Origin of the sequence: Methylobacterium sp. J-001 (genome assembly GCF_022829565.1) — a bacterium.
Lineage (GTDB): Bacteria > Pseudomonadota > Alphaproteobacteria > Rhizobiales > Beijerinckiaceae > Methylobacterium.
In genome coordinates this window covers 182,391-202,581 of record NZ_JAKSYN010000137.1, presented here as the reverse complement: position 1 = coordinate 202,581, position 20,191 = coordinate 182,391, and the positions used below count along the sequence as shown (strand labels likewise).

Annotated in this window: 16 protein-coding genes and 1 pseudogene; 9 read left to right on the top strand and 8 right to left on the bottom strand. The window is 66.4% G+C overall.

Going from position 1 to position 20,191, the window contains the following annotated elements; all coding sequences use genetic code 11:
* Positions 1–2: 2 nt before the first annotated feature.
* The 5 genes from MKK65_RS18110 to MKK65_RS18090 all read left to right on the top strand — a co-directional run bounded on the left by MKK65_RS18110 (position 3) and on the right by MKK65_RS18090 (position 4,780).
* The gene (locus tag MKK65_RS18110; RefSeq protein ID WP_243959449.1) at positions 3–716 is read left to right on the top strand and encodes an SDR family NAD(P)-dependent oxidoreductase; all 714 of its coding nucleotides are present in this window, start codon (positions 3–5) and stop codon (positions 714–716) included.
* Between the two features lie 67 nt (positions 717–783).
* Entirely contained in the window at positions 784–1,776 is a 993-nt protein-coding gene (locus tag MKK65_RS18105; protein ID WP_243959447.1) for a Bug family tripartite tricarboxylate transporter substrate binding protein, read from the top strand.
* Positions 1,777–1,871: 95 nt separating this feature from the next.
* On the top strand, positions 1,872–2,711 hold the full coding sequence (locus MKK65_RS18100; RefSeq protein WP_243959445.1) for an SDR family NAD(P)-dependent oxidoreductase: 840 nt from the start codon (positions 1,872–1,874) through the stop codon (positions 2,709–2,711).
* 87 nt (positions 2,712–2,798) lie between these two features.
* Complete coding sequence (locus MKK65_RS18095) at positions 2,799–3,221, top strand: tripartite tricarboxylate transporter TctB family protein (protein WP_243951014.1); 423 nt, start codon at positions 2,799–2,801, stop codon at positions 3,219–3,221.
* Positions 3,221–4,780, top strand: a complete 1,560-nt coding sequence (locus MKK65_RS18090) for a tripartite tricarboxylate transporter permease (protein WP_147938824.1) — start codon at positions 3,221–3,223, stop codon at positions 4,778–4,780. Before MKK65_RS18095 ends, MKK65_RS18090 begins: the two co-directional genes overlap by 1 nt.
* Positions 4,781–4,814: 34 nt before the next feature.
* Here the strand turns inward: MKK65_RS18090 and MKK65_RS18085 are convergent, their stop codons facing one another.
* Entirely contained in the window at positions 4,815–5,801 is a 987-nt protein-coding gene (locus tag MKK65_RS18085) for a Bug family tripartite tricarboxylate transporter substrate binding protein (protein ID WP_243959443.1), read from the bottom strand.
* A 608-nt stretch (positions 5,802–6,409) separates the two neighbouring features.
* Positions 6,410–7,006, bottom strand: coding sequence for a TetR/AcrR family transcriptional regulator (locus MKK65_RS18080; protein WP_243959441.1), 597 nt, complete (start codon positions 7,004–7,006; stop codon positions 6,410–6,412).
* A gap of 170 nt (positions 7,007–7,176) precedes the next feature.
* Between MKK65_RS18080 and MKK65_RS18075 the strand changes: the two genes are divergently transcribed.
* On the top strand, positions 7,177–7,578 hold the full coding sequence (locus tag MKK65_RS18075) for a RidA family protein (protein WP_243941752.1): 402 nt from the start codon (positions 7,177–7,179) through the stop codon (positions 7,576–7,578).
* Between the two features lie 116 nt (positions 7,579–7,694).
* Here MKK65_RS18075 and MKK65_RS18070 read toward each other — a convergent pair.
* Positions 7,695–8,567 (bottom strand): annotated as a pseudogene (locus MKK65_RS18070) (transposase); the annotation flags it as partial.
* Positions 8,568–8,998: 431 nt separating this feature from the next.
* Positions 8,999–11,503, bottom strand: a complete 2,505-nt coding sequence (ligD, locus tag MKK65_RS18065) for a DNA ligase D (RefSeq protein ID WP_243959438.1) — start codon at positions 11,501–11,503, stop codon at positions 8,999–9,001.
* A gap of 205 nt (positions 11,504–11,708) precedes the next feature.
* Here ligD and MKK65_RS18060 point away from each other — a divergent pair, with 205 nt between their 5' ends.
* Entirely contained in the window at positions 11,709–12,605 is an 897-nt protein-coding gene (locus tag MKK65_RS18060; RefSeq protein ID WP_243959436.1) for a Ku protein, read from the top strand.
* Positions 12,606–13,011: 406 nt separating this feature from the next.
* Entirely contained in the window at positions 13,012–13,887 is an 876-nt protein-coding gene (locus MKK65_RS18055; RefSeq protein WP_243959434.1) for a transporter, read from the top strand.
* 304 nt (positions 13,888–14,191) lie between these two features.
* Here MKK65_RS18055 and MKK65_RS18050 read toward each other — a convergent pair whose 3' ends face one another.
* From MKK65_RS18050 to MKK65_RS18035, 4 genes are all read right to left on the bottom strand, one after another.
* Entirely contained in the window at positions 14,192–14,488 is a 297-nt protein-coding gene (locus tag MKK65_RS18050) for a DUF1236 domain-containing protein (RefSeq protein WP_243959432.1), read from the bottom strand.
* Positions 14,489–14,658: 170 nt separating this feature from the next.
* Entirely contained in the window at positions 14,659–15,957 is a 1,299-nt protein-coding gene (locus tag MKK65_RS18045; RefSeq protein WP_243959430.1) for an alpha/beta hydrolase, read from the bottom strand.
* Between the two features lie 148 nt (positions 15,958–16,105).
* Complete coding sequence (locus tag MKK65_RS18040) at positions 16,106–16,312, bottom strand: hypothetical protein (RefSeq protein ID WP_147907794.1); 207 nt, start codon at positions 16,310–16,312, stop codon at positions 16,106–16,108.
* A gap of 66 nt (positions 16,313–16,378) precedes the next feature.
* Entirely contained in the window at positions 16,379–18,352 is a 1,974-nt protein-coding gene (locus tag MKK65_RS18035) for an AI-2E family transporter (RefSeq protein WP_147907793.1), read from the bottom strand.
* Between the two features lie 303 nt (positions 18,353–18,655).
* On the opposite strand from MKK65_RS18035, the gene MKK65_RS18030 reads away from it, so the two are divergent.
* The gene (locus MKK65_RS18030; RefSeq protein WP_243959482.1) at positions 18,656–20,101 is read left to right on the top strand and encodes a helix-turn-helix transcriptional regulator; all 1,446 of its coding nucleotides are present in this window, start codon (positions 18,656–18,658) and stop codon (positions 20,099–20,101) included.
* The last annotated feature ends 90 nt before the right edge of the window (positions 20,102–20,191 follow it).

Sequence of the window (20,191 nt, the reverse complement as noted above, 5' to 3'; positions counted from 1 at the left end):
CGATGCGCGATCATGCCCTCGTCACCGGCGGCAGCCGCAACATCGGCGGGGCGATCGCGCAGCGCCTCACCGCGGACGGATTCAAGGTCATCGTCCTCGACGTGGTGAAGCCGGAGCACGACGCCCTGGACGACTTCGTCGAGGTCGACCTGTCCGACGCGGCGGCGCTGCCCCGGACGCTCGCCGACGCCATCGCGGGGCGGACGGTGACCCGCCTCGTCAACAACGCCGGCATCGTCGCCCCCGCTTCCCTGGAGGACACCGATCCGGCGAGTCTCGACGCGGTCTCGGCCGTGAACCTAAAGGCGCCGATCCTCTGCGCGCAGGCGCTCCTTCCGGGCATGAAGGCGGCGGGCCGGGGCCGCATCGTCAACATCTCCAGCCGCGTCGCCCTCGGCAAGGAGCTGCGCACTGTCTACGCGGCGACGAAGGCCGGCCTGCACGGGATGACCAAGACCTGGGCGCTGGAACTCGGGAGGCACGGCATCACGGTGAATGCCGTCGGGCCCGGACCGATCCGGACGAGCCTGTTCGACGCGGTCAATCCGCCGGGCGACCCGCGCACCGATGCGATCATCCGTGCGGTGCCGGTGGCGCGCCTGGGCACCCCCGACGACGTCGCCGACGCCGTCAGCTTCTTCCTGTCCGATCGGGCGGGCTTCGTGACCGGACAGGTTCTCTACGTGTGCGGCGGGATGACGATCGGCTCCGCCTGATCGCCCGTCGCGACCGAAGCGACAAAAGAAACGCGGACGAAGTCCGCGAGCCAACCGGGAGGACAACGTGGCATCTCTGACTCGGCGAGGCCTGGGTATCCTGACATTCGGAGCCGCATTGGCGGCCGGCGCCGCACAGGCGCAGCCGGCATGGCCCATCCGGACCGTGTCGATCATCGTCCCCTACTCCGCGGGCGGCGCCACCGACGTGTTGGCCCGCAAGGTCGCCGAAGGCCTCTCCGCCGCCCTCGGGAAGACGGTTGTGGTCGACAACCGGCCCGGGGCCGGCGGCACGCTCGGCACGGCCCTCGCCGCTAACGCGAAACCGGACGGCTACACCCTGTTCCTGGGTCAGGTGTCGTCCCACGGCATCGCGCCGAACCTCTACACGCAGCTGCGCTACGACCCGGTCAAAAGCTTCGTGCCCATCGTCTTCATCGAGACGATCCCCAACATCCTGGCCGTGAACAAGGACCTTCCGGTGAACTCGGTCGATGAGCTCATCGCCTACGCGAAGGCCCATCCCGACGCCCTGAACTTCGCCTCGTCGGGCACAGGCGCCTCGACGCACCTGTCGGGGGAGATGTTCAAGGCGTTGACCGGCATCAGCATGACCCACGTGCCGTTCCACGGCAGCGCCCAGGCGCTCGTCTCGGTCATGGGCGGCCAGACGCAGATGATCTTCGACAACATGCCGTCGGTCTATCCCTACGTTACGGCGGGCAACCTGAAGGCGCTGGCGGTGACGACGTTGAAGCGGTCGCCCCAGGCCCCCGACGTCCCGACCATCGCCGAGGCGACCAAGAGCGCCGACCTGTCGCGCTACGACGTCAGCGCCTGGTTCGGGTTGTACGCCCCAACCAACACCCCGCGGCCGATCGTGGACCGCGTCAACGCGGCCGTGAACGCGATGCTGAAGGAGCCCGGCTTCGCGAAGTTCATCGTCGACAACGGAGGCGTCCCCGAGGGCGGGACGCCGGAGGATCTCGGCCAGTTCGGGGAGACCGAGCTGAAGAAGTGGAAGACCGTGATCGAGCAGGCCGGCGTGCCGAAGATGTAGCGCGGCGTAGGGGCGGTTCCGCCAGTCCACGGCGGGGTTTCGCCCGGACCCATGCCGCGCAGGACCGACGACCCCTCGGAGGAAGGGACAATGCGATGACGACTGCCGCGAAGGCGACGAGCCTCGATCGCGACCTCGAAGGACGCGTCGCCGTGGTTCTCGGCGCAGGTTCGATCGGCGCCGGCTGGGGCATCGGCAAGGCGATCAGCCTTCTCTACGCACGAGCCGGCGCGCATGTCGTCGCCGTCGACCGCGAGCCGTCCGCCGCGCAGGAGACCCGGGAGCTCATCCGGCAGGAAGGCGGCAGCGCCGAGGCCGTGGCCGTCGACGTCTCGGACGACGACGGACTCGTTGCATGCCTCGCGGCGGTAGGCGCGGCGCAAGGCGGGATCGACGTCCTCTACTTCAACGTCGGCATCGGGAAGGCCGGCCCGTCAACGGAGACCTCGGCAGCCGATTGGCGCCGGATCTCGGACGCGAACCTGACCGCGCTCCACTTGGCGGCCACAACCGTCATCCCGGGCATGCGCGCCCGCCGACGCGGCGTGATCCTCGCAACGTCCTCGATCGCGGGCATGCGCGACGTCGGCTATCCGCACCTCGCCTACGGCGCGACTAAGGCTGCGCTGATCCAATATCTGCGCCTGCTGGCCGTCGAGAACGCGCCCTACGGCATTCGGGCCAACACCATCGTCCCGGGTCTCATCGACACACCGCGCATCGAGAAGACTGTCGCAGGCTCCTACACTGGTGGGCTCGAGCGCATAAAAGCTGTCCGGGCGTCACAGTGCCCCCTCGGCCGAATGGGCACCGCCTTCGACGTCGCGGAGGCCGCCCTGTTCCTGGCCTCGGACCGGGCGTCCTACGTGACCGGCACCGAGCTCTTGGTCGACGGAGGCCTCGCCGCGACAGCACGGGGTCCGGCCCCCGGCTGATCGGACCCCGCATCCGCCGGGCGGGCCCAGCACCCCTCCTGCGCGTCTCTGCGGCGCCAGCGCCGCCGTCAAGCCCGGAGCACCGACATGGCCAACCAGAATGCCGTCCGGGGGGCGGTCATCAGCGGCATCGCCCTTTGTTTCGGGCTGACGGCGCTCCGCTATCCGATCGGCAGCTTCGCCCATGCAGGCGCCGGTCTGTTCCCGCTGTTGGTCAGCACCCTGCTGCTGCTCATCGGCCTCGTCACACTGGTCAAGTCACGGTTCGAGCCCGCCAAGCCGTTCAGCTTCGCTTGGCGAAACATCGGCATCATCCTGCTCGGCCTCTTCGTCTTCGTGGTGGCCGCCAAGGTTGCCAGCATCGTCCTCGGCATCGTGCTCCTCGTCATGGTCTCGTCTCTGGCGGCCACGTCGTACTCGTGGAAGCGGGTGCTGGCCGTCTCGGTCGCCCTCATCGCCGTCGCGCTCGCGTTCCAGAAGCTGCTCGGCCTCAACCTGCAGGTGATCTGATGGATGTGATCACGAACCTCGCCTTCGGGTTCGAGCACGCGCTCACCTGGAGCAACCTGCTGTACTGCGCGATCGGCTGCGTCATCGGCACCATGATCGGGCTGCTGCCCGGGCTCGGCCCGCTCGCCACGATCAGCCTGCTGCTGCCGCTAACCTATTCGATCCCAGTCGACGGCGCGTTGATCATGCTGGCGGGGATCTATTACGGCGCCCAATACGGCGACAGCGTCAGCGCGATCACGATGAAGATCCCGCACGCGTCGAGCATCGTGGCCTGCATCGACGGCTACCAGATGACGCTGAAGGGGCGCACCGGCCTCGCGTTGTTCACCGCGGGGGTGTCGAGCTTCATCGGCGGCACAGTCGCCATCGTGGTCCTGGCCTTCCTAGCGCCGCTCCTCGGGCAGGTCGCCTTTCTGTTCGGACCGGCCGACTACTTCGCGCTCATGCTGCTCGGCTTCGTCTGTGTGAGCCTCGTGACGACCGGGAGCCTGCTGAACGGCCTCGCTATGTGCCTCCTCGGCGTGCTGCTCGGCCAGATCGGGACGGATTTGGAATCAGGCACGCTGCGCTTCACCCTCGGCCTGACGCCGCTCGTCGACGGCGTCAGCGTCGTGAGCGTCGCACTAGGCTGCTTCGGCATCGCCGAGATCTGCCGGAACCTCGACGCGCGCGAGGAGCGGTCGCCGTTCAACGGCAAGATCCGGCTGATGCCGAGCTGGCCGGAATTCAAGCGTATCATCCCGAGCGCGCTGCGTGGCAGCGTGGTGGGTTCGCTTCTCGGGATTCTGCCGGGGGGCGGTCCCACCATCGCGCAGTTCGCCGCCTACGCCATCGACAAGAAGGTCTCGAAGTACCGCCACGAGATCGGCTCCGGGTCGATCGAGGGCGTCGCCGGCCAAGCGGCAGCCGACGAGGCGGCCGCCCGCACGAGCTTCATCCCGCTCATGAGCATCGGCATCCCTGAGAACGCCGTCATGGCGCTGATGATGTCTGCCTTCATCATCAAGGGTATCCAGCCCGGCCCCAACATGATCGCCAAGCACCCGGACCTGTTCTGGGGTCTCGTCGCCAGCATGTGGATCGGGAACTGCTTCCTGCTGGTCCTGAACGTGCCCCTGGTCCGGTTCTGGCTGTCGATCTTCAAGATTCCCTACAGCGTCCTGTTCCCGTCGATCCTGTTCTTCTGCTGTGTCGGGACCTACAGCGTGAACAACAACCTCGACGACGTGTTCATCACCGCGGCCTTTGGCCTGCTCGGCTACATACTGATGCGCCTGAGCCTCGACCCGGCCCCGCTCATGCTAGGCTTCATCCTCGGTCCAATGCTGGAGGAGAACTTCCGCCGCGCCATGCTGCTCGGCCGGGGCAGCTTCAAGGTCTTTGTCACGCAGCCGATCAGCGCGACGCTGCTTGGCGCTATAGCCATATTGATCCTCGTCCAGATCGCCTCCGCGGTCGTGCGGATGCGCTCGGGTGGCTTCTCGCCCGCCGGTCAGGACGGAAGCGCGGACCGGGATGCATCGCCCGCCGAGATGATCAAGACGTCTGGAGGGTAGGCTGCCTTGATGGTATGCCTCGGAGGGCGCCCTGTCAGTCTACCGTGGCGCCAGAAAACTCGACGACCTCGCGCCACTTCTTGATCTCCCCGGCGATCAACGCGCCGAACGCCTCCGGCGATACACGCAATGGCGTCCCGCCTAGATCGGTGAGTTTCTTCTCCATGACCGGATCGGCCAGGATGTCATTAACTTCCTTGTTGAGGCGAGCGATCAGATCCGGCGGGGTTTTGTGCGGAGCACCGATCCCGAACCACGCGCTTGCCTCGTAACCCGGCACCGTTTCGGACACAGTCGGCACATCGGGCAGAGCCGGCGAGCGTTCGGCCGTCGTCACGGCTAGGGCGCGCAGGGTGCCCCCGCGTACGTGGCCGATCGAAGACGGCAGGTTGTCGAATATGACGTCGGCGTGGCCCGCGATGATATCGATGATCGCCGGGCCCGCCCCGCGGTAGGGCACATGTACCATCGGGACGCCGGTCATTGCTTTGAACAGCTCACCGGACATGTGTAGCGATGTGCCGATACCGCTCGAGGCCATGTTCACCTTGTCTGGGTTAGCTTTGCAGTAATCGGTGAACTCTTTCACGGTCTTGATAGGTAGTTTTGGGCTGATCTCCATAATATTAGGCGATAGCATGATTCCCGCCACTGGGGCGATGTCGCGCTGGAAGTTGAAGCTCAGCTTTTTGTACAGACTGTCGTTGATACCGTTGGCCGGATTGACAAGCAGGATCGTATGGCCGTCCGGCTCGGCCCGGACGACCACGTCGGTGCCGATATTGTTGCCTGCCCCTGGGCGGTTCTCAACAAGAACCTGCTGGCCAAGGCGCCGACCCAGCGGTTCGGCGATGAGCCGAGCGAGCACGTCGGTCGCGCCCCCCGGGGCATAGCCGACGACGAAGCGAATTGGGCGCGTGGGGTAAGTCTGCGCGAGGGCGGATCGACCTGTCAGCGCGTTGGCCACACCGACTCCAAAGCCGGACGTCAACAATGATCTGCGCGACCATTTGGAATGCATGCCCGCCGCCTCCGTGAAGCCCCTTCTTGGATGGAGCCTGTCGATTCGTAGGATACGCGAGAATGCGGGGGCATCAATCTGAGTGTGTCGGGCGGCACGTGTGCCATCTGACAGTTTATCTCAATCCTGATCTAAGTGAATGCTAAATCCTTCAGATCGCCGCCGATGGCAGCCCCTCGACCTTACGATCTGTGGCCGCAACGAGGGCCTGGGCGAGCGCTGTCGATGAACACGCATCTGCAATCAAGATAGCTGCATTCTGGAACTACTAAATCCACACGTTGGAAAGCGTGACACTAGACAGCGACCATCCAAAGACAGATGAAAATTTTCACGGTCCGATGTCTGCTTTCCGGAAGCCTGAAACATTTCTTGAATGCCCGGGATGGGCGCGAAGCCGACCGTCCGGTTCTGCAAGCCAAGGCGATCCGGCCTGGCGTAGTCTGGCCGATTGCTGCCAGTCCGCTTCGGAGCGAGGCTGCTGGAAAAGCGGACGCGCGGCTTGCGACCCGATTGAGCCGTTCAACCCTGTGCCCGACCCTCCCAAATGCGGTTGTTAGAGCATGTCAGCTCGTCACGTTCAGCGCGTCTGCGGCTTTCTGTGATCCTCAGACCTGATCGCCCAGCAACCCACTCGCTAACCGCCGGAACGCGGTGACGGCCTTGTCGCGGACCGCGGATGGATCATCGGAAGTGGCGACCCAGAGCGCCGCACTCAATGCCGCACCATTCAAGAGGCGCCCCGCCGCCTCGACGTCGAGGGCGTGCACGACGCCCTCGTCGATCAGCGACCGGATGGTGCGCATCGTGATTTGCAGGCACGCGTTCTCGCCCGGCCACTTAGAAGGATCACCGAGAACGGCGGGGCCGTCGAGCAGCATGATGCGCTGTATTTCGGGCTCAACCGCCATCTCGATGTAGGCCGTCCCGTCGTCGAGGAGGCCTTGCCACGTGTTCGGCGCTCGTTCGCGGACCCTGCGCAACCGCTCGGCCATTTCGTCGTCGATCTGCGCGATTACGGCCCAGAGCAGTCCCTTCTTGTCCCCGAAGTTGTGATAGAGCGCGCCGCGCGTCAGGCCGACTGAGGCAGTGAGATCATCCATGGACGCCGCCGCGTAGCCTTGGGTTGCGAACGCCCGACGCGCGGCCCCCAGAAGCTTGTCTCGCGTCTCGGCCATCGTCTCGGCCCGCCGTCCCGTGGCCATGTGCCTTTCCTCCAGTGCGCTATCGAGCCAGTTGACATACGTGACGTATGTGGAGCATCCGCTGACATACGAGGCGTATATTAACCTGTCGCTCAGAAGGGGAACGTCTCGAACGGCGACGCATATCGACGCTGCGTTTGCCCAACCCGATACACGAGAAGGATGTGATCATGCCTAAGCGCGACGCCGTCACGCCCGCCGCTCGTCATGCCCTGTACGATGCGCATCGCTACTCAGCCGCGATCCGTTCGGGCGACTTGCTATTTGTCTCGGGACAGGTCGGCAGTCGAGAGGACGGCTCCCCCGAACCCAACTTCGAAGCTCAAGTTCGACGCGCCTTCGCCAATCTGCGCGGCGTGCTGACAGCGGCCGGGTGCACCTTCGACGACGTCGTTGACGTTACGACCTTCCACACCGACCCACAGGCGCAGTTTGAGACGATTATGGCCGTGCGTAACGCTGAGATCGGAGCGCCGCCTTACCCAAACTGGACGGCTGTTGGGGTGACGTGGCTTGCAGGCTTCGACTTCGAGATCAAGGTCATCGCACGCATCCCCATGACTGCGACGTGACCCAGGGCTATCAGCGCCGACAGCACATGGTCGATTTCGTTGAAAAACTCGTTTGCGGCCGAGATCGGAGAGGGGCGGGATGAGCTCTCGCCCTCGAGCTGGGTGTCGCCAGCCGGTCAGGCCGGGCTCGGCTGCGGGATCGGGAGGAGCTTTGCGAGCTTCCTCAGGTTCTGGGCGGCGGCTGCGAGGTGGAACTCGTCTCTTGCTCCGTTCGGCCCTCGAAGCCGGAGGCGGTCCAGCTTCAGGATACGCTTGAGGTGGGCAAACAGCATCTCAACCTTCTTGCGCTCGCGCCGCGAGGTTTTGCCTTCCTCGGAGCGCGCGATGTCGCGGGCCATGTCCCGCGCGCCCTCGTAGATCGAGCGCGGAACCTTACGCACCGCCTCGTTCGGGCAGCACCGCGCCTTCAACGGGCATGGCGCGCAGTCGAACTTGCTCGCGCGGTACAGCAGCGTCGCCCCGTCATTGACCAGGGTGCCGGTCGTGGTCAGCACCTGGCCCGCCGGGCAGCGGTAGACGTCGCCCGGCTGGTCGTAGGTAAAGTCGGCGCGTGAGAAGGTGCCGTCGGTGCGGGCCGACTTGTCGAACACGCTGATATGCGGCTCGATGCCCTGCTCGTAGACGAGCCAGCCCAGCATCGCGGCCGAACCGTAACCGCTGTCGCCGGCCAGCTTGGCGGGATAGAGGTCGAAGCGCTCGCGCGAACGCGCGATCATGCGTTTAGCCGCTGTGACCTCGGCTTGCCGGATGGCCGTGGTCGCCTCGACGTCGACGATGATCGCGTGGTCGAGGTCGATCAGATAGTTGGCTGTGTAGGCGAAGAACGCCTGCCCGCCGTGCGCTCCGGTCCAGCGCGCGGCCGGATCGGCGGGCGAGATGAACTTGGGCGGCACCGGCGTTGCGGCCCCGAAGGCGGCCTCGTCGAGGACGGCGAGGTACTCCTGAGCGGCGCGGCTCGACGAGGCGGCGACCGACAGGGTCGCGCGATCGACGTAGTTGAAGGTCGTTGCGAGGAAGATCAGGGCCAGGATGACGTATCTGACCTTGGTCTGCTTGAGCGCTTGCCCTGCCTGAGCCACGGCGATCCTCCGATGTCGAGGCCCGTCTCGGTACTCACGGAGCAACGGCAGCCTTCGTTCAGCGGGACTCGTGGAGCAGAGCCGTTTACGTGTCCAACATCATTCCTGGATCGATTGATGCGCAATCGGCATCGATGCGTGCAGGCGGCTCACAAATTTGTAGTTTCGAGCTGCTGTCGAATGCCCTGTATTCTCGAATGCAAGCCAAGAGCGGCCAGTCCATTTTCCACCCGACCCGGTCGTTGGCCTGTGTTTCAACAGCCTGGAAGCGGACCTTCGAGGGTCGGCAAGGGGTCGCAAGCAGCCCCTTGCGATGAGTGCCGAGCGCTGGATTTCGACCACTAGGCCCTCCGACGTGGCCGACGCCCTGCAACATCCAATGGCAGGGCCGCGCGTTCGAACCCGGCCCAGGGATCGTGACCCAAGGCGGAGAGGCGACCCGGTAGGCTCGCGACGTCGAAGCGCGCGCCGGACCCGAGCGACGGGAGCTCGTCCCAATTGACGGGAACGGATACGGGCGCCCCGGGACGGGCCCGAGGCGAGAAGGCCGCGACGGCGGTCGCCCCGCGCTGGTTGCGCAGATAGTCCACGTAGATCCGTCCGTCCCTGGCCTTCTTCGACACGGTCGCGACGAAGCTGTCGGGGGCGTCCTTAGCCATCTCGGATGCGATGCGCTTCACGAAGGCCTTCGCCTCGTCCCACCCGGCCTTCGGCTCGATCGGCACGACGACGTGCAGCCCCTTGCCGCCGGTGGTCTTCACGAAGCTGGTGAGGCCGGCGGCGGACATCCGCTCGCGCACATCCAGCGCGCCGGCGACGAGATCGGCCCACGCGACGCCGTCGCCTGGATCCAAATCAAAGACCAGACGGTCCGGGCGATCCGGGTCCGCGGCCGGCGCGCCCCAGGGATGGATCTCCAGTACGCTCGCCTGGACCAGGGCGCGGACGCCTTCAAGGTCGCCGACGACGACCGCCTTCTCATCGCCTGCGATCCGGATGTAGCGCTCGTCGAGCCCGGCCCAGGCATGCTTCTGGTAGAAGCAGGACCCGAGACCGTCCGGGCACCGGAGAAGCGACAGCGGCCGGCCGATGACATGCGGCAGAATGCGGTCGGCGACCTCCGCGTAGTACTCGGCGAGCCCCTCTTTGGTCAGGCCGACGTCGGGCCAGAGCACGCGATCCGGATGTGTCAGCTTGGCGACCGCCTCCGCGGGCTTCCGCGTCCGTGCCTTCGGCGGCTTCGGCTTCGCCTCCCGCACGACATCGTCCGGACTCACGTCGGTGCGGAGGGTCTTGAAGGACGCGTGCCGGAGCTGGCCGTCGCCCGTCCATCCGCGGAACGTCACCTCGCAGACGAGCCTGGGCTCGACCCAGCGTGCGTTCCGGCGCGCCAGCGGCGGCAGCTCGGCCTCGAAGGGCGCCGCTGGGATGCGCAGCGGCTCCAGCTGTGTCCAGAGATCCCGAGCGACCGCGTCGCGGAAGCCGGTGCCGACCCGCCCGACGTGGACGAGAGTGCCGTCCTCGTGCGTCCCGAGGATCAGCGACCCCACGGAACGGGTCGCCGTGGTCGACGGCATGAAGCCGGCGACGACGAATTCCTCTGACGAGCTGCACTTGATCTTGCGCCAGGCGTCGGTTCGGCCCGACCGGTAGGGCGCGTCCGCCCGTTTGGCGACGATGCCTTCCAGGCCGAGCCTGCAGGCGTGGCGCGCCATGGCCGCGCCGTCGGCGGCGAGATGCTCGCTGAACTGGATGGGGCCGCCCGGCTGTGCGTCGTCGAGGCTCTGAAGCAGCAGGTCCTTACGCTCGGTCAGGGGCAGCGCACGCAGATCCTTGCCGTCGAGGTAGAGCAGATCGAAGGCGTAGAAGACTGCTGATCCGGTATCGCCAGCGGCGAGCGCCTGCTGCAAGGCGGAGAAGCTGGAGACGCCGGCCGCGGTCTCGACGACGATCTCGCCGTCGATCAGGGCCGATGGCAGCTTCATGGCCTTCAGGGCCTGGGCCGCGGCTTCGAACTTCGCGGTCCAGTCGAGGCCCGAGCGCGTCAGAAGCTTCACCGAGCCACCGTCGATGCGGGCCTGCATGCGGTAGCCGTCGTGCTTGATCTCGTACAGCCATCCGTCGCCGGTGGGCACGTCGTCGACGAGGGTCGTCAGCGCGGGCTCGACAAAGGGCGGCAGGATCCCCTTGCGGGCTGCCTTGGACCGGCTCGCCGGCGGCTTCGTCTTCCGTTCTGCCACCACATCGGCGCGGGCGGCGTGATCGGCTCTCACGGCCCCGCCGCCATCGAGATCCCGGTTGGTCCGACCCGACAGGACCGAAGCCCCGTGCTCGACGAGAATGTCGCCGTCGCGACGCGCATGCTCGTCGTCGACCTTGATGAAAAGCCAGGGTTGCTTCTTCTCGCCGCCGCGGCCCTTCATGCGCACGAGATGCCAGCGGCCCGCGAGCCGCTCGCCGTGCAGGGCGAACTCCAGGTGGCCCTTCGCCAGCCCGACGGCCGGATCGCCGACCGGCTCCCATGACCCGGTGTCCCAGACGATCATGGTCCCGCCGCCGTACTGGCCCTTCGGGATCGATCCTTCCCAGGCCAGGTAGTCGACCGGGTGATCCTCCGTCATGACGGCGAGCCGCTTTTCGGCAGGCGACAGGCTCGGTCCGCGCGTCACGGCCCAGCTCTTCAGGACGCCGTCCAACTCGAGCCGCAGGTCGTAGTGCAGGCGCCGCGCATCGTGCTTCTGGACGACGAACCGCGCCTTCGCCGCCTTGCGGCCGCACTTTCCCTTGGGCTCGGGCGATGCCTCGAAATCCCGCTTTTCCCGATACGGTTTGAGAGGCTCGGTCATCGCTTCCAGGAAACGGGACCGGCGGGATCGGGTTCCTGAGCGGGCCGGAACGGAGGAGGGAACTACAATACTGGGCAAGTTATCCACAGGTGTGCCTGTGGAGGAACGAGTCGAGTTGGACTCTCGTTGAACCGTCAAGCTCCCGATCGCTGCACTACGGATGCATCGATGGGCGGCAATACTTCGACGAACACAGGAGACCGACGTGGCAGCCCGCGCCAACTGGAAAGGTCACCTCCGACTTTCACTCGTCTCCTGCGCGGTCGGACTGTATCCGGCGGTCAGCTCGTCGAGGGAGCTGAAGTGCCATACGATCAATCGCAAGACCGGCAACCGTCTCAAGCAGCTGATGGTCGACTCGGTGACCGGTGATACCGTCGAGCGCGACGATCAGGTGAAGGGCTGCGAGATCGCCAAGGACGAGCTGGTGCCGGTCGAGGACGACGAGCTCAGCGAGATCGCCCTGGAGAGCACGCACACGATCAACATCGAGGCGTTCTGCACGCGCGGCGAGGTCGACGAGCGCTATCTGGACAAGCCGTACTACCTCGCGGCCGAGGACAAGGTCTCTCGCGAGGCCTTCGCCGTCATCCGGGATGCGATGAAGAAGAAGGGCATGGCCGGGCTCGGACGCATCGTCATTTACAAGCGCGAACGGGTGGTGCTGCTCGAACCGTACGGCAAGGGCCTGCTGGCCACGCTGCTGCGCTACCAGGACGAAGTCCGGTCGCCGACGGCCTACTTCGAAGACATGCCCGACGGCGATCCGACGGCCGAGATGCGAGCGCTCGCCGAGGAGCTGATCGCGCGATCCACCCGGAAGTTCGATCCCTCGAAGTTCGAGGACCGCTACGAGGAGGCGCTGATCGCCCTGGTGAAGGGGAAGGCCCCGAAGCCGGCGAAGGGCAAGGGCAAGGCCGGTGCGCCGAGCTCCGGCAACGTCGTGAACCTGATGGAAGTCCTGAGGCGCAGCATCGACTCCGAGAAGGTCGTTTCGCCGGCCAAGGCGCAGCCGCGCAAGACGGAGACTAAGCCCTCGACGCCCGCGAGGAAGCGCGCTTCGGGCAAGGCTACCGCGGGCAGGACCCGAAAGGCTGCTTGACCGGCCATCTGTCCGGCCGGCGCACCGGCGAGATTATTGCGTGCTAGCCCGGCCGTGACGGTTCCAAGGTAACGGCTGCCAGCCTGTCCATCACCGACCCAACCCAGTCATGTGAGCGGTCGTCGGCACTTCCTATAAGCGGTTATTGGTCGGCCGTCCGGCAATCTTGGCTAGGGGTGGTGAACGGAAACCGGCCTTGCGCTTCAAACCAGACGCCCCGCTACACACCTGGCCTCACTGTGGGCGCGGTTTGAAGCATCCAAGGAAGCGAGCCTTCGATGTGACAAATGTTGCCCAACGGCTACGCTCGTGTCGCAACTCTGCATCCCACGCACAGGAAGGCCACTTAATCCGTTCTGGCATGCAACAACGGCCGATCCGACTACGGAGAGGCTTGGACTGCGGAATGACGACAGCTGGGCTTATCCGACCGATCCATATCGCTGCCCTCTCCGCCTCGCTCACCTACGGGTTGGTCGGCATCCCCGTGCAGGCTGGTTCATCGGCACAACCTGGACAGACTGTAGGGCAAGCCCCAGGCGCGCCATTGCCGATCGGGCTCTACTTCATTGACACGTCCAGTTTCGGCTCGCGGGACATCACCCCACGCGGCACCGACTCGAACATCAATCTGCCGTCCTTCATCTGGGCGACACCGGCAGAGGTGGTCGGCGGCCGGCTGCAACTTGTCGTGCTACAGCCGATCACAGCTTCGAGCACACGGGGCGCGGCGTACCAGAGCGGGTTCGGCCAGACGCTGCTCGCTGCGCAGGTGGCCTGGAAGCTCGGCAACAATATCAACTTCAGCTACCTGCTCGGGGCCTACCTACCCAGCGAGACCAAGATCGTCATCCAAAATCCGGTTCTACACCAACGTTTCGCCATCACATACAATGGCGATGGATGGAACCTGACAGGCAACTTCCTGTACGGCACCTTCTTCGATACGCGATCGGCCAGCGGTACCTTTTACCCCGACTTCCTCAACCTCGACCTCACGGCCACCAAGCATTTTGGCAAATGGGAAATCGGGCCGGTAGCCTTCGGATCGACCGACCTTCCGACCAACAATCCGTCCTATGCTCGGCAAGGCCAGTTCGCAGTGGGCGGCCTCGTGGGCTACAACTTCGGCCCGGTCAATCTCCAGGCCTACGTTACGCGGGACGTTGTTCAGCGCAATTACGCAGGACTTGAGACACGCGGCTGGTTGCGCGTAACCGTGCCGATCTACCAGGATAAAAGCGAGACGCCTGAGCCTAGCCCTATCCTGCGCAAGTTCTGAAATCGTCTCGGGCATGCGTGATGAGGGGCATTATCCCCCTGCGATGGATGAACGAACGTCCCTTGCCGGATCTTGCATGTCTGAATGGATCGGATCAGCCAGGACTCAGGGCGGGTCGTGAGCGGGAGCGGCGACCATGTCCGCTTTTACGCAGTGTCGCCCGGAAGCGGACCGGCGAAAATCCACCCAACCCAGCCGTTCAGCAGCGCCCACCAACGCGACCGGAGCTGGCCGAAAGCGGAACGGCCGCTTGAGAGTAGGCCCATCGGAAAAGCGGACAGCCTGCTATCGAACCATTTCTACTCTATGATCTCGACAACACGGCGCCTGCGCGGGTCAACGAGCACGGGTGGTCGTTGACGACGGTGTAGCTGTAGTTCGGCAGGGCGAACTCGGTGGGCACGTCGTAGTAGATAACACCGTCCTCAGGCAGAATGGTACCGACCCGCAGGGGACCGACGTAGGCGAAGGACGGCCGCCGCTCGCCCAGCGCATAGATCAGGAAACGCGCACGCCGGTCGACGCCGGGACTGCCGTTGGCCATGCTGACCATCGCACCGACCGCATCGCCAACGACGGCCCCGAGGGGACCGGCGATCATCTAACCCCGGATAGCACACTCTTGAGCCCCATGTTCCAGGCTCTGGGCCTGGACGAGGCCCATCCACGCCAACGGCTCCGCAGCAACGGTGAGCCCGACATTCCACACTATCATCTCTTCTGCGCAGGGCTGAGGAGTCAGCCCCATCCAGACTTACTTGCTTCGGATGATCAGCGACCGCCCGTGACAGCGCGCAAGGGCGCGGCGGCGAGGTCGGCCGTCGAGCCGACGGTGTCCTTGAAACCGCTTCCGACGTTCGAGAGGTGGTCGCCGTAGGTCTCGCGGGTCTGCGGGTCGATCATGGCCACCGGGGCGGCGACTGCCAGTGCGGCACCGGTGGCGACCGTCGAGGCGGCCCCGGCGGCCGTGCTCACTAGCCTGTCGCCGATGCCGATCTGGCCGTCCGAGATCGGCTGCCCGTCGGCAAGGCGCTTGCCCAGAAGCGCGACCACGTCCCCGGAGGCGAACTTGCCGTGATTGAGTGCATCGTCAGACTTTACCGAGGTCAGGTTGAGGACGCCGATGTTCTCGCGCTCCAGCTCGGACCTGTACGGCTCGGCGTTCGGGTCGATGGCTCCCAGTCGCCAGCTGTCCCCCCAGACGAGACGCGAGACCGCCAACGCCTGGTCGTCGCCCGACACCATCAGGGTTAGTCGCGGCCGATCCTTGCCCATATCGTGGAAGGCACCCCGGGCGAGGTCCATGTCGACGTCGGGTGCGGCCAGGATGACGTTCCGGATCTTGGGCGCCACGCGCTTGTCGCGGATGGCCATCTGTCGGAGGCTCTCCAGGGTGAGCCAGTTGCCCATTGAGTGGGCGAGCACCGTTACCTCGCCGACGTTCGGGTCCCTGGCGAGGTCGCGCAGCAGGGTCTCCAGGCCATTACGAGAGAAATTGGTGCTTTCCCGGTCGTAGCCGTAGGCGAGCACAGAGCCGCGGGACGGCCAGGTGAACAGCACCGGTGCGACCTCGGCACCGGAATCGTGCACGATCTGCGCGAACCGGAAGACGGCATCCTCGAACTTGTTGTTGAACCCGTGCACGAACACCAGGACGTGGCGCTTGCCTCGTCCGTGCACCGCCTTTCCGGTCCAGGCCGTGACCTTCGAGCGGTCGACCGGATCGGCGCGCAGCGCCACGAAGTCGGTGGCGGGGTTGCCGGGGAGGCGTTCCGGCCATTGCACGGTGCCGGGCTGGCGGGTGGCGTCCGGCGGGATCGACACCGCGAGGTCGGTGTAGGTCACGGCCTCGCCGCGCTCGCTGGAGAACAGTACCCCGCGGTCGGTCGCGGACTTGCGGGTCGTAGCGACCAGCATATCGACACGGGACGTACCCGCGACCGGTGCCGCGTCGGCGATGGGCAGCAGCACGCCGGTCGGGCGTCCGCCGCAGGCCCCGAGGCTTACGAGGACGGCGGCTACCAGCGTGGCGGCCAGTGCCCGTTCGGCACATGCAAACCGTGGAAACACCCGTACCCCCGAACCATGGCCGGGACGGGTGACCGGGTCACGCTCCGTCGAGGCCGGGAAGTCCTAGCGGATGATTACGGCGGGGTGCGGACGGCAAGCCCGAAGATAAGCTCCTGGACCATCGGACAACCGTGCCGGCCGGCAGAGCTCAGTTACCGAAGGGCGAGGCGAGGACGATGCGAACCTTCTTGGTCGACGCTACCTGCGCGACGGGTACCGGGGCGGCGTTCATGACAACGACCATCTGGACCGTCGCGGGCTTCGAGACGCCGCTGACGACGTTCGACGTCTCGGAAGCGATGGCCGGTGCTGCGGCCACCAGGAAGATCGCGAGGGCGGCGAAGACTGTCTTCACGGCGGCTGTCCGAGGCTTGACTGTAAGACGTCCGAACAACGGTCAAGCCATCGGCGGGTTCCAGCTTCAGGCGGCGTTCGCCGCGGCCGGGGTCTCGTCGCCCGTGTTCGTCGCGCCCGCCTCCCTCAGGCACGCCTCGACCGCACCGCGCAGCGACGAAACGTAGGCGTCGGCCCCGACCTGCCGACCGAGGTCCGTATCGGTCAGGACCGCCTCGCCCTGGGGCCATAGTCCGACCAACAGCTTGACGTCCCGCGACTTCCTACGGAGACGCTCCAGCAGGTAGCGTAGGTGCGACGGGTTGCCGGTGATGTCGAGGTAGGAGATGCACACCATCGCCACGCCCGAGAGGTCGAGGTCGCGGATGCCTTCGCGCGAGGCGGACTGGTAGGCCGTCACGCGCGCCCCGAGTCCGTGCTTGCGCAGGAGTTGCGCCAGCATCGCCGAGGAGGCCTCGTCGAGGGGGCCGCGGCCGGCCAGGCACAGCACCGGCGCCTCGCCGCGCCACGCCTCCGGCAGCGCCTCGCGAGGTGGCGCTTGACCGGGTACCGCCTCGTTCTTCGGATGCGCCCGCTCGGCCAGCGTCGGGGTGTCGTTCGGGTTCACCGTCGCGTCCGTGCCGGCCGGCTCGACGTCGGGATGGTCCTCGAAGTCTTCGACCAGGGAGCGGGACGACGCCCGGATGTTCTCCAGCTGCGCAGGCGTGACGACCCCGCGTGCGTAGTCGTTTGCGGCGAGCTGAAGGCCCTTCAACGCGACCTCGTCGTAGTACGACGACAAGGAGCGCTCCTTCAGCATTTGCTCGCCGAGGTCGCGGGCCTCGTCCGGGTCTCCGGCGAGCATGCGCTGGTAGAAGTTCTCCACCGGCGTTAGCGGCGGCCGGTCGCCCAGCAAGATGTCGAGGAACTCCAGGCTGTCGACGTGGCGACCGAGCACGACCAGACAGACGGTGAACGGGGTCGCCAGGATCAGGCCGATGGGCCCCCACAGGAAGCCCCAGAACAGGGTCGAGACGATCACCGCGAAGGGCGAGAGCCCGGTGGAGTGCCCATAGAGCAGGGGCTCGATCACCTGCCCGAACACCGGCTCGGCGATCAGGAACAGGGCCGCGGTGGCGATGACCATGTTCCAGCCCGGATCGACGGCCGCCGCCAGCGCCACCGGGAGGATGCCGGAGATGAAAGCGCCGATGTAGGGCACGAAGCGCATCAGCGCGGAGAATACGCCCCAGAGCAGCGGGTTGGGCACGCCGATGAACCACAGGCCGACGCCAACAATGACGCCGAACGCGGCGTTCATGCCGAGCTGAGCCAGGAAGTAGGTCCCGAGCCGTCCGGCCGCGTCGTCCATCGCCACAGTGGTGCGGTGCAAATCGCTCGATCCGAACAGGCGGATCATGCGGTTGCGCAGGTCCTCGCGCTGTAGGAGCAGGAACACGACCACGACCAGGACGATGCCCACCGTGGTCAGCGGCTCGAAGATCGGGCCCAATACCTTCTCGGCGAGCGCGAGCGGCGAGATCTCGGGTTCCTGCACGCGGACGAGCTGCGCCTTCGGGGTGTCGCCGCCGGGACCGGTGGCCGCGGTGGTGCCGGCGGCGTCAGCCTTCTGAGTGGCATCGTGGACCTGATGGCTGAACTTGGCGATGACCCGATTGGCCTCGCCCAGCCAACCCTGTTGCAGACCGGCGAACTTCTTCGAGACCGTGGCTTGGTACTGCGGCAGGTTGCCGGCGAGCCCGGCCACCTGTGTGCCGATGACCGCGCCGATGCCGCCGATCACGCCGAGCGCCAGCAGCACGGCGACGATGACCGAGGGCACGCGCCCGAGCTTGATCCGACGCAGCAGGTTGACCACCGGGGCCAGGACGAAGCTGAGGAGCACCGCCAGCACGAGGGGGATGAACACCTCGCGCCCGAAGTACAGCGCCGCGATCAGCACGACGCCGACCGCGAGGGTCAGCAGGCCGCGCAGGCCAGGCACCAGCGAGGGCGGCACCTGGGCGGGCGGCTTCGCGGCTACGGCGTCGTCCATCGGCATGCGGGATTCCCGGTCACGCCACGTTCCGCGGCGCATCGCACCTCAACGCCGAAAGCTTCGATTTGTCCCGGAGGACCTCGTGGCGTTGCGGACGGGGACGCCCACGGCCCGGCATGCTAGTGTTGCCTAACACGATCCGGCCCTGCCGCCCTGCCGCGACGCTGAGCCAAGCCTACGGGGGCGACCATGAATCCAAAGGTCAACCCGAAAAATGCTTCGGTCGGAAGCCGACGCACCCCCGGGCGCGAGATCGAACCACCGGGCGCACGGGGCGCTGGCGGCCATGGCCCCGGACGTGGACCCATCGCGACCGATGCCAACCGCTCGGAACTCCGCCAGCTCGTCGCCGGCCTGAGCGAGGGGGTGATCCTGGTCGAGCCGGACCAGCGCATCTCCTGGGCCAACGACGCGGCGCTGGCGATGCACGGCGTGGCGGCCCTGTCCGACCTCGGCGCGACGGTCGACGCCTACCGCGCGCGCTTCAGCCTGCGTTACCGCAACAACCGTGCGCCCGGCCGCTACCCCATCGAGCGCGTCACGGACGGCGAGACCTTCCGCGACGTCGTCGTCGAGGTCAGGCACGCCGACCGGCCCGGCATCGACTTCGTGCATTCCCTGCGCAGCCTCGTGGTCACCGACGCGGGCGGCCGCCCGACCTTCCTGGCATTGATCATCAAGGACATCTCGGCACAATTCGAGGCCGAGGAGCGCTTCGAGAGCGCGTTCGCTGCTAACCCCGCCCCCGCCGTGATCGTCCGCCTGACCGACCTGCGGCTGGTCCGCGTGAACACGGGGTTCCTGGAGATCACGGGCTACGCGCGCGACAAGGTCCTCGGGCGCAGCGTGTACGAGGTCGACCTCCTTGCCGACGCCCACGGGCGCGAGAGGGCGTTGGAGCACCTGAACGCCGGAGAGCCGATCCCCCATCGCGAGGCGTTCCTGAAGCGCCCGGGCGGTGGCACACACGCCGTGATCGTCGCCGGCCAACCCATCGAGATGGGCGACGTCGCCTGCATGCTGTTCACTTTCGCGGACCTGGAACCGCGCCGAAAGGCGGAGACCGCCCTGCGCCAGAGCGAGGAGCGCTTCGCCAAGGCGTTCCGGCTTACCCCGGTCCCGACCGTGCTGACCCGTGCGAGCGACCACATCGTGACAGGCGTCAACGAGGCGTTCGTCCGGGTGTTCGGCCGTGCCGAGGGGGATACCCTCGGGCGGACGGTCGCCGAGACCGGCCTCTGGGTCGACGACGCCGCCCGCGAACGGTTCGAGGCGACCCTGGCTCACGAAGGGTCCGCCCTCGGCGTCGAGACCTGCGTGCGCGACGGGGGCGGGACGGCGCTCGATTGCCTGGTCTCGGCCGAGCGCGTGGTCATCAACGGCGAGGATGCGGTGCTGGCCGTGCTGCAGGACATCACAGAGCGCAAGCGTTCCGAGCGCGAGCTGTACTCGGCCATCGAGACGGTGATGACCGACGCCTCCTGGTTCAGCCGCGGCCTGGTCGAGAAGCTTTCGGTTCTGCGGAACCCCGGCGAGGGTGCGCGGCCCGCGACGCCCGACCTCACCGCCCGCGAGCGGCAGGTGCTCGACCTGATCTGCCGGGGACAGAGTGACAAGGCCATCGGCCAGGCCCTGGTGCTATCAGGAAGCACCGTGCGCAACCACGCCGCCGCGCTCTACCGTAAGATCGGCGTCAACCGGCGCACCCAGGCCGTGGTCTGGGGCCGGGACCACGGCTTCCCGGTGACCTGACCGGTACATAAAACATTCGAACCGGTACGTTCCGACGATTTGCACGCGGCGGGACCAGGGCCATCTTCAACCACGACGCAAGGCTGGGCA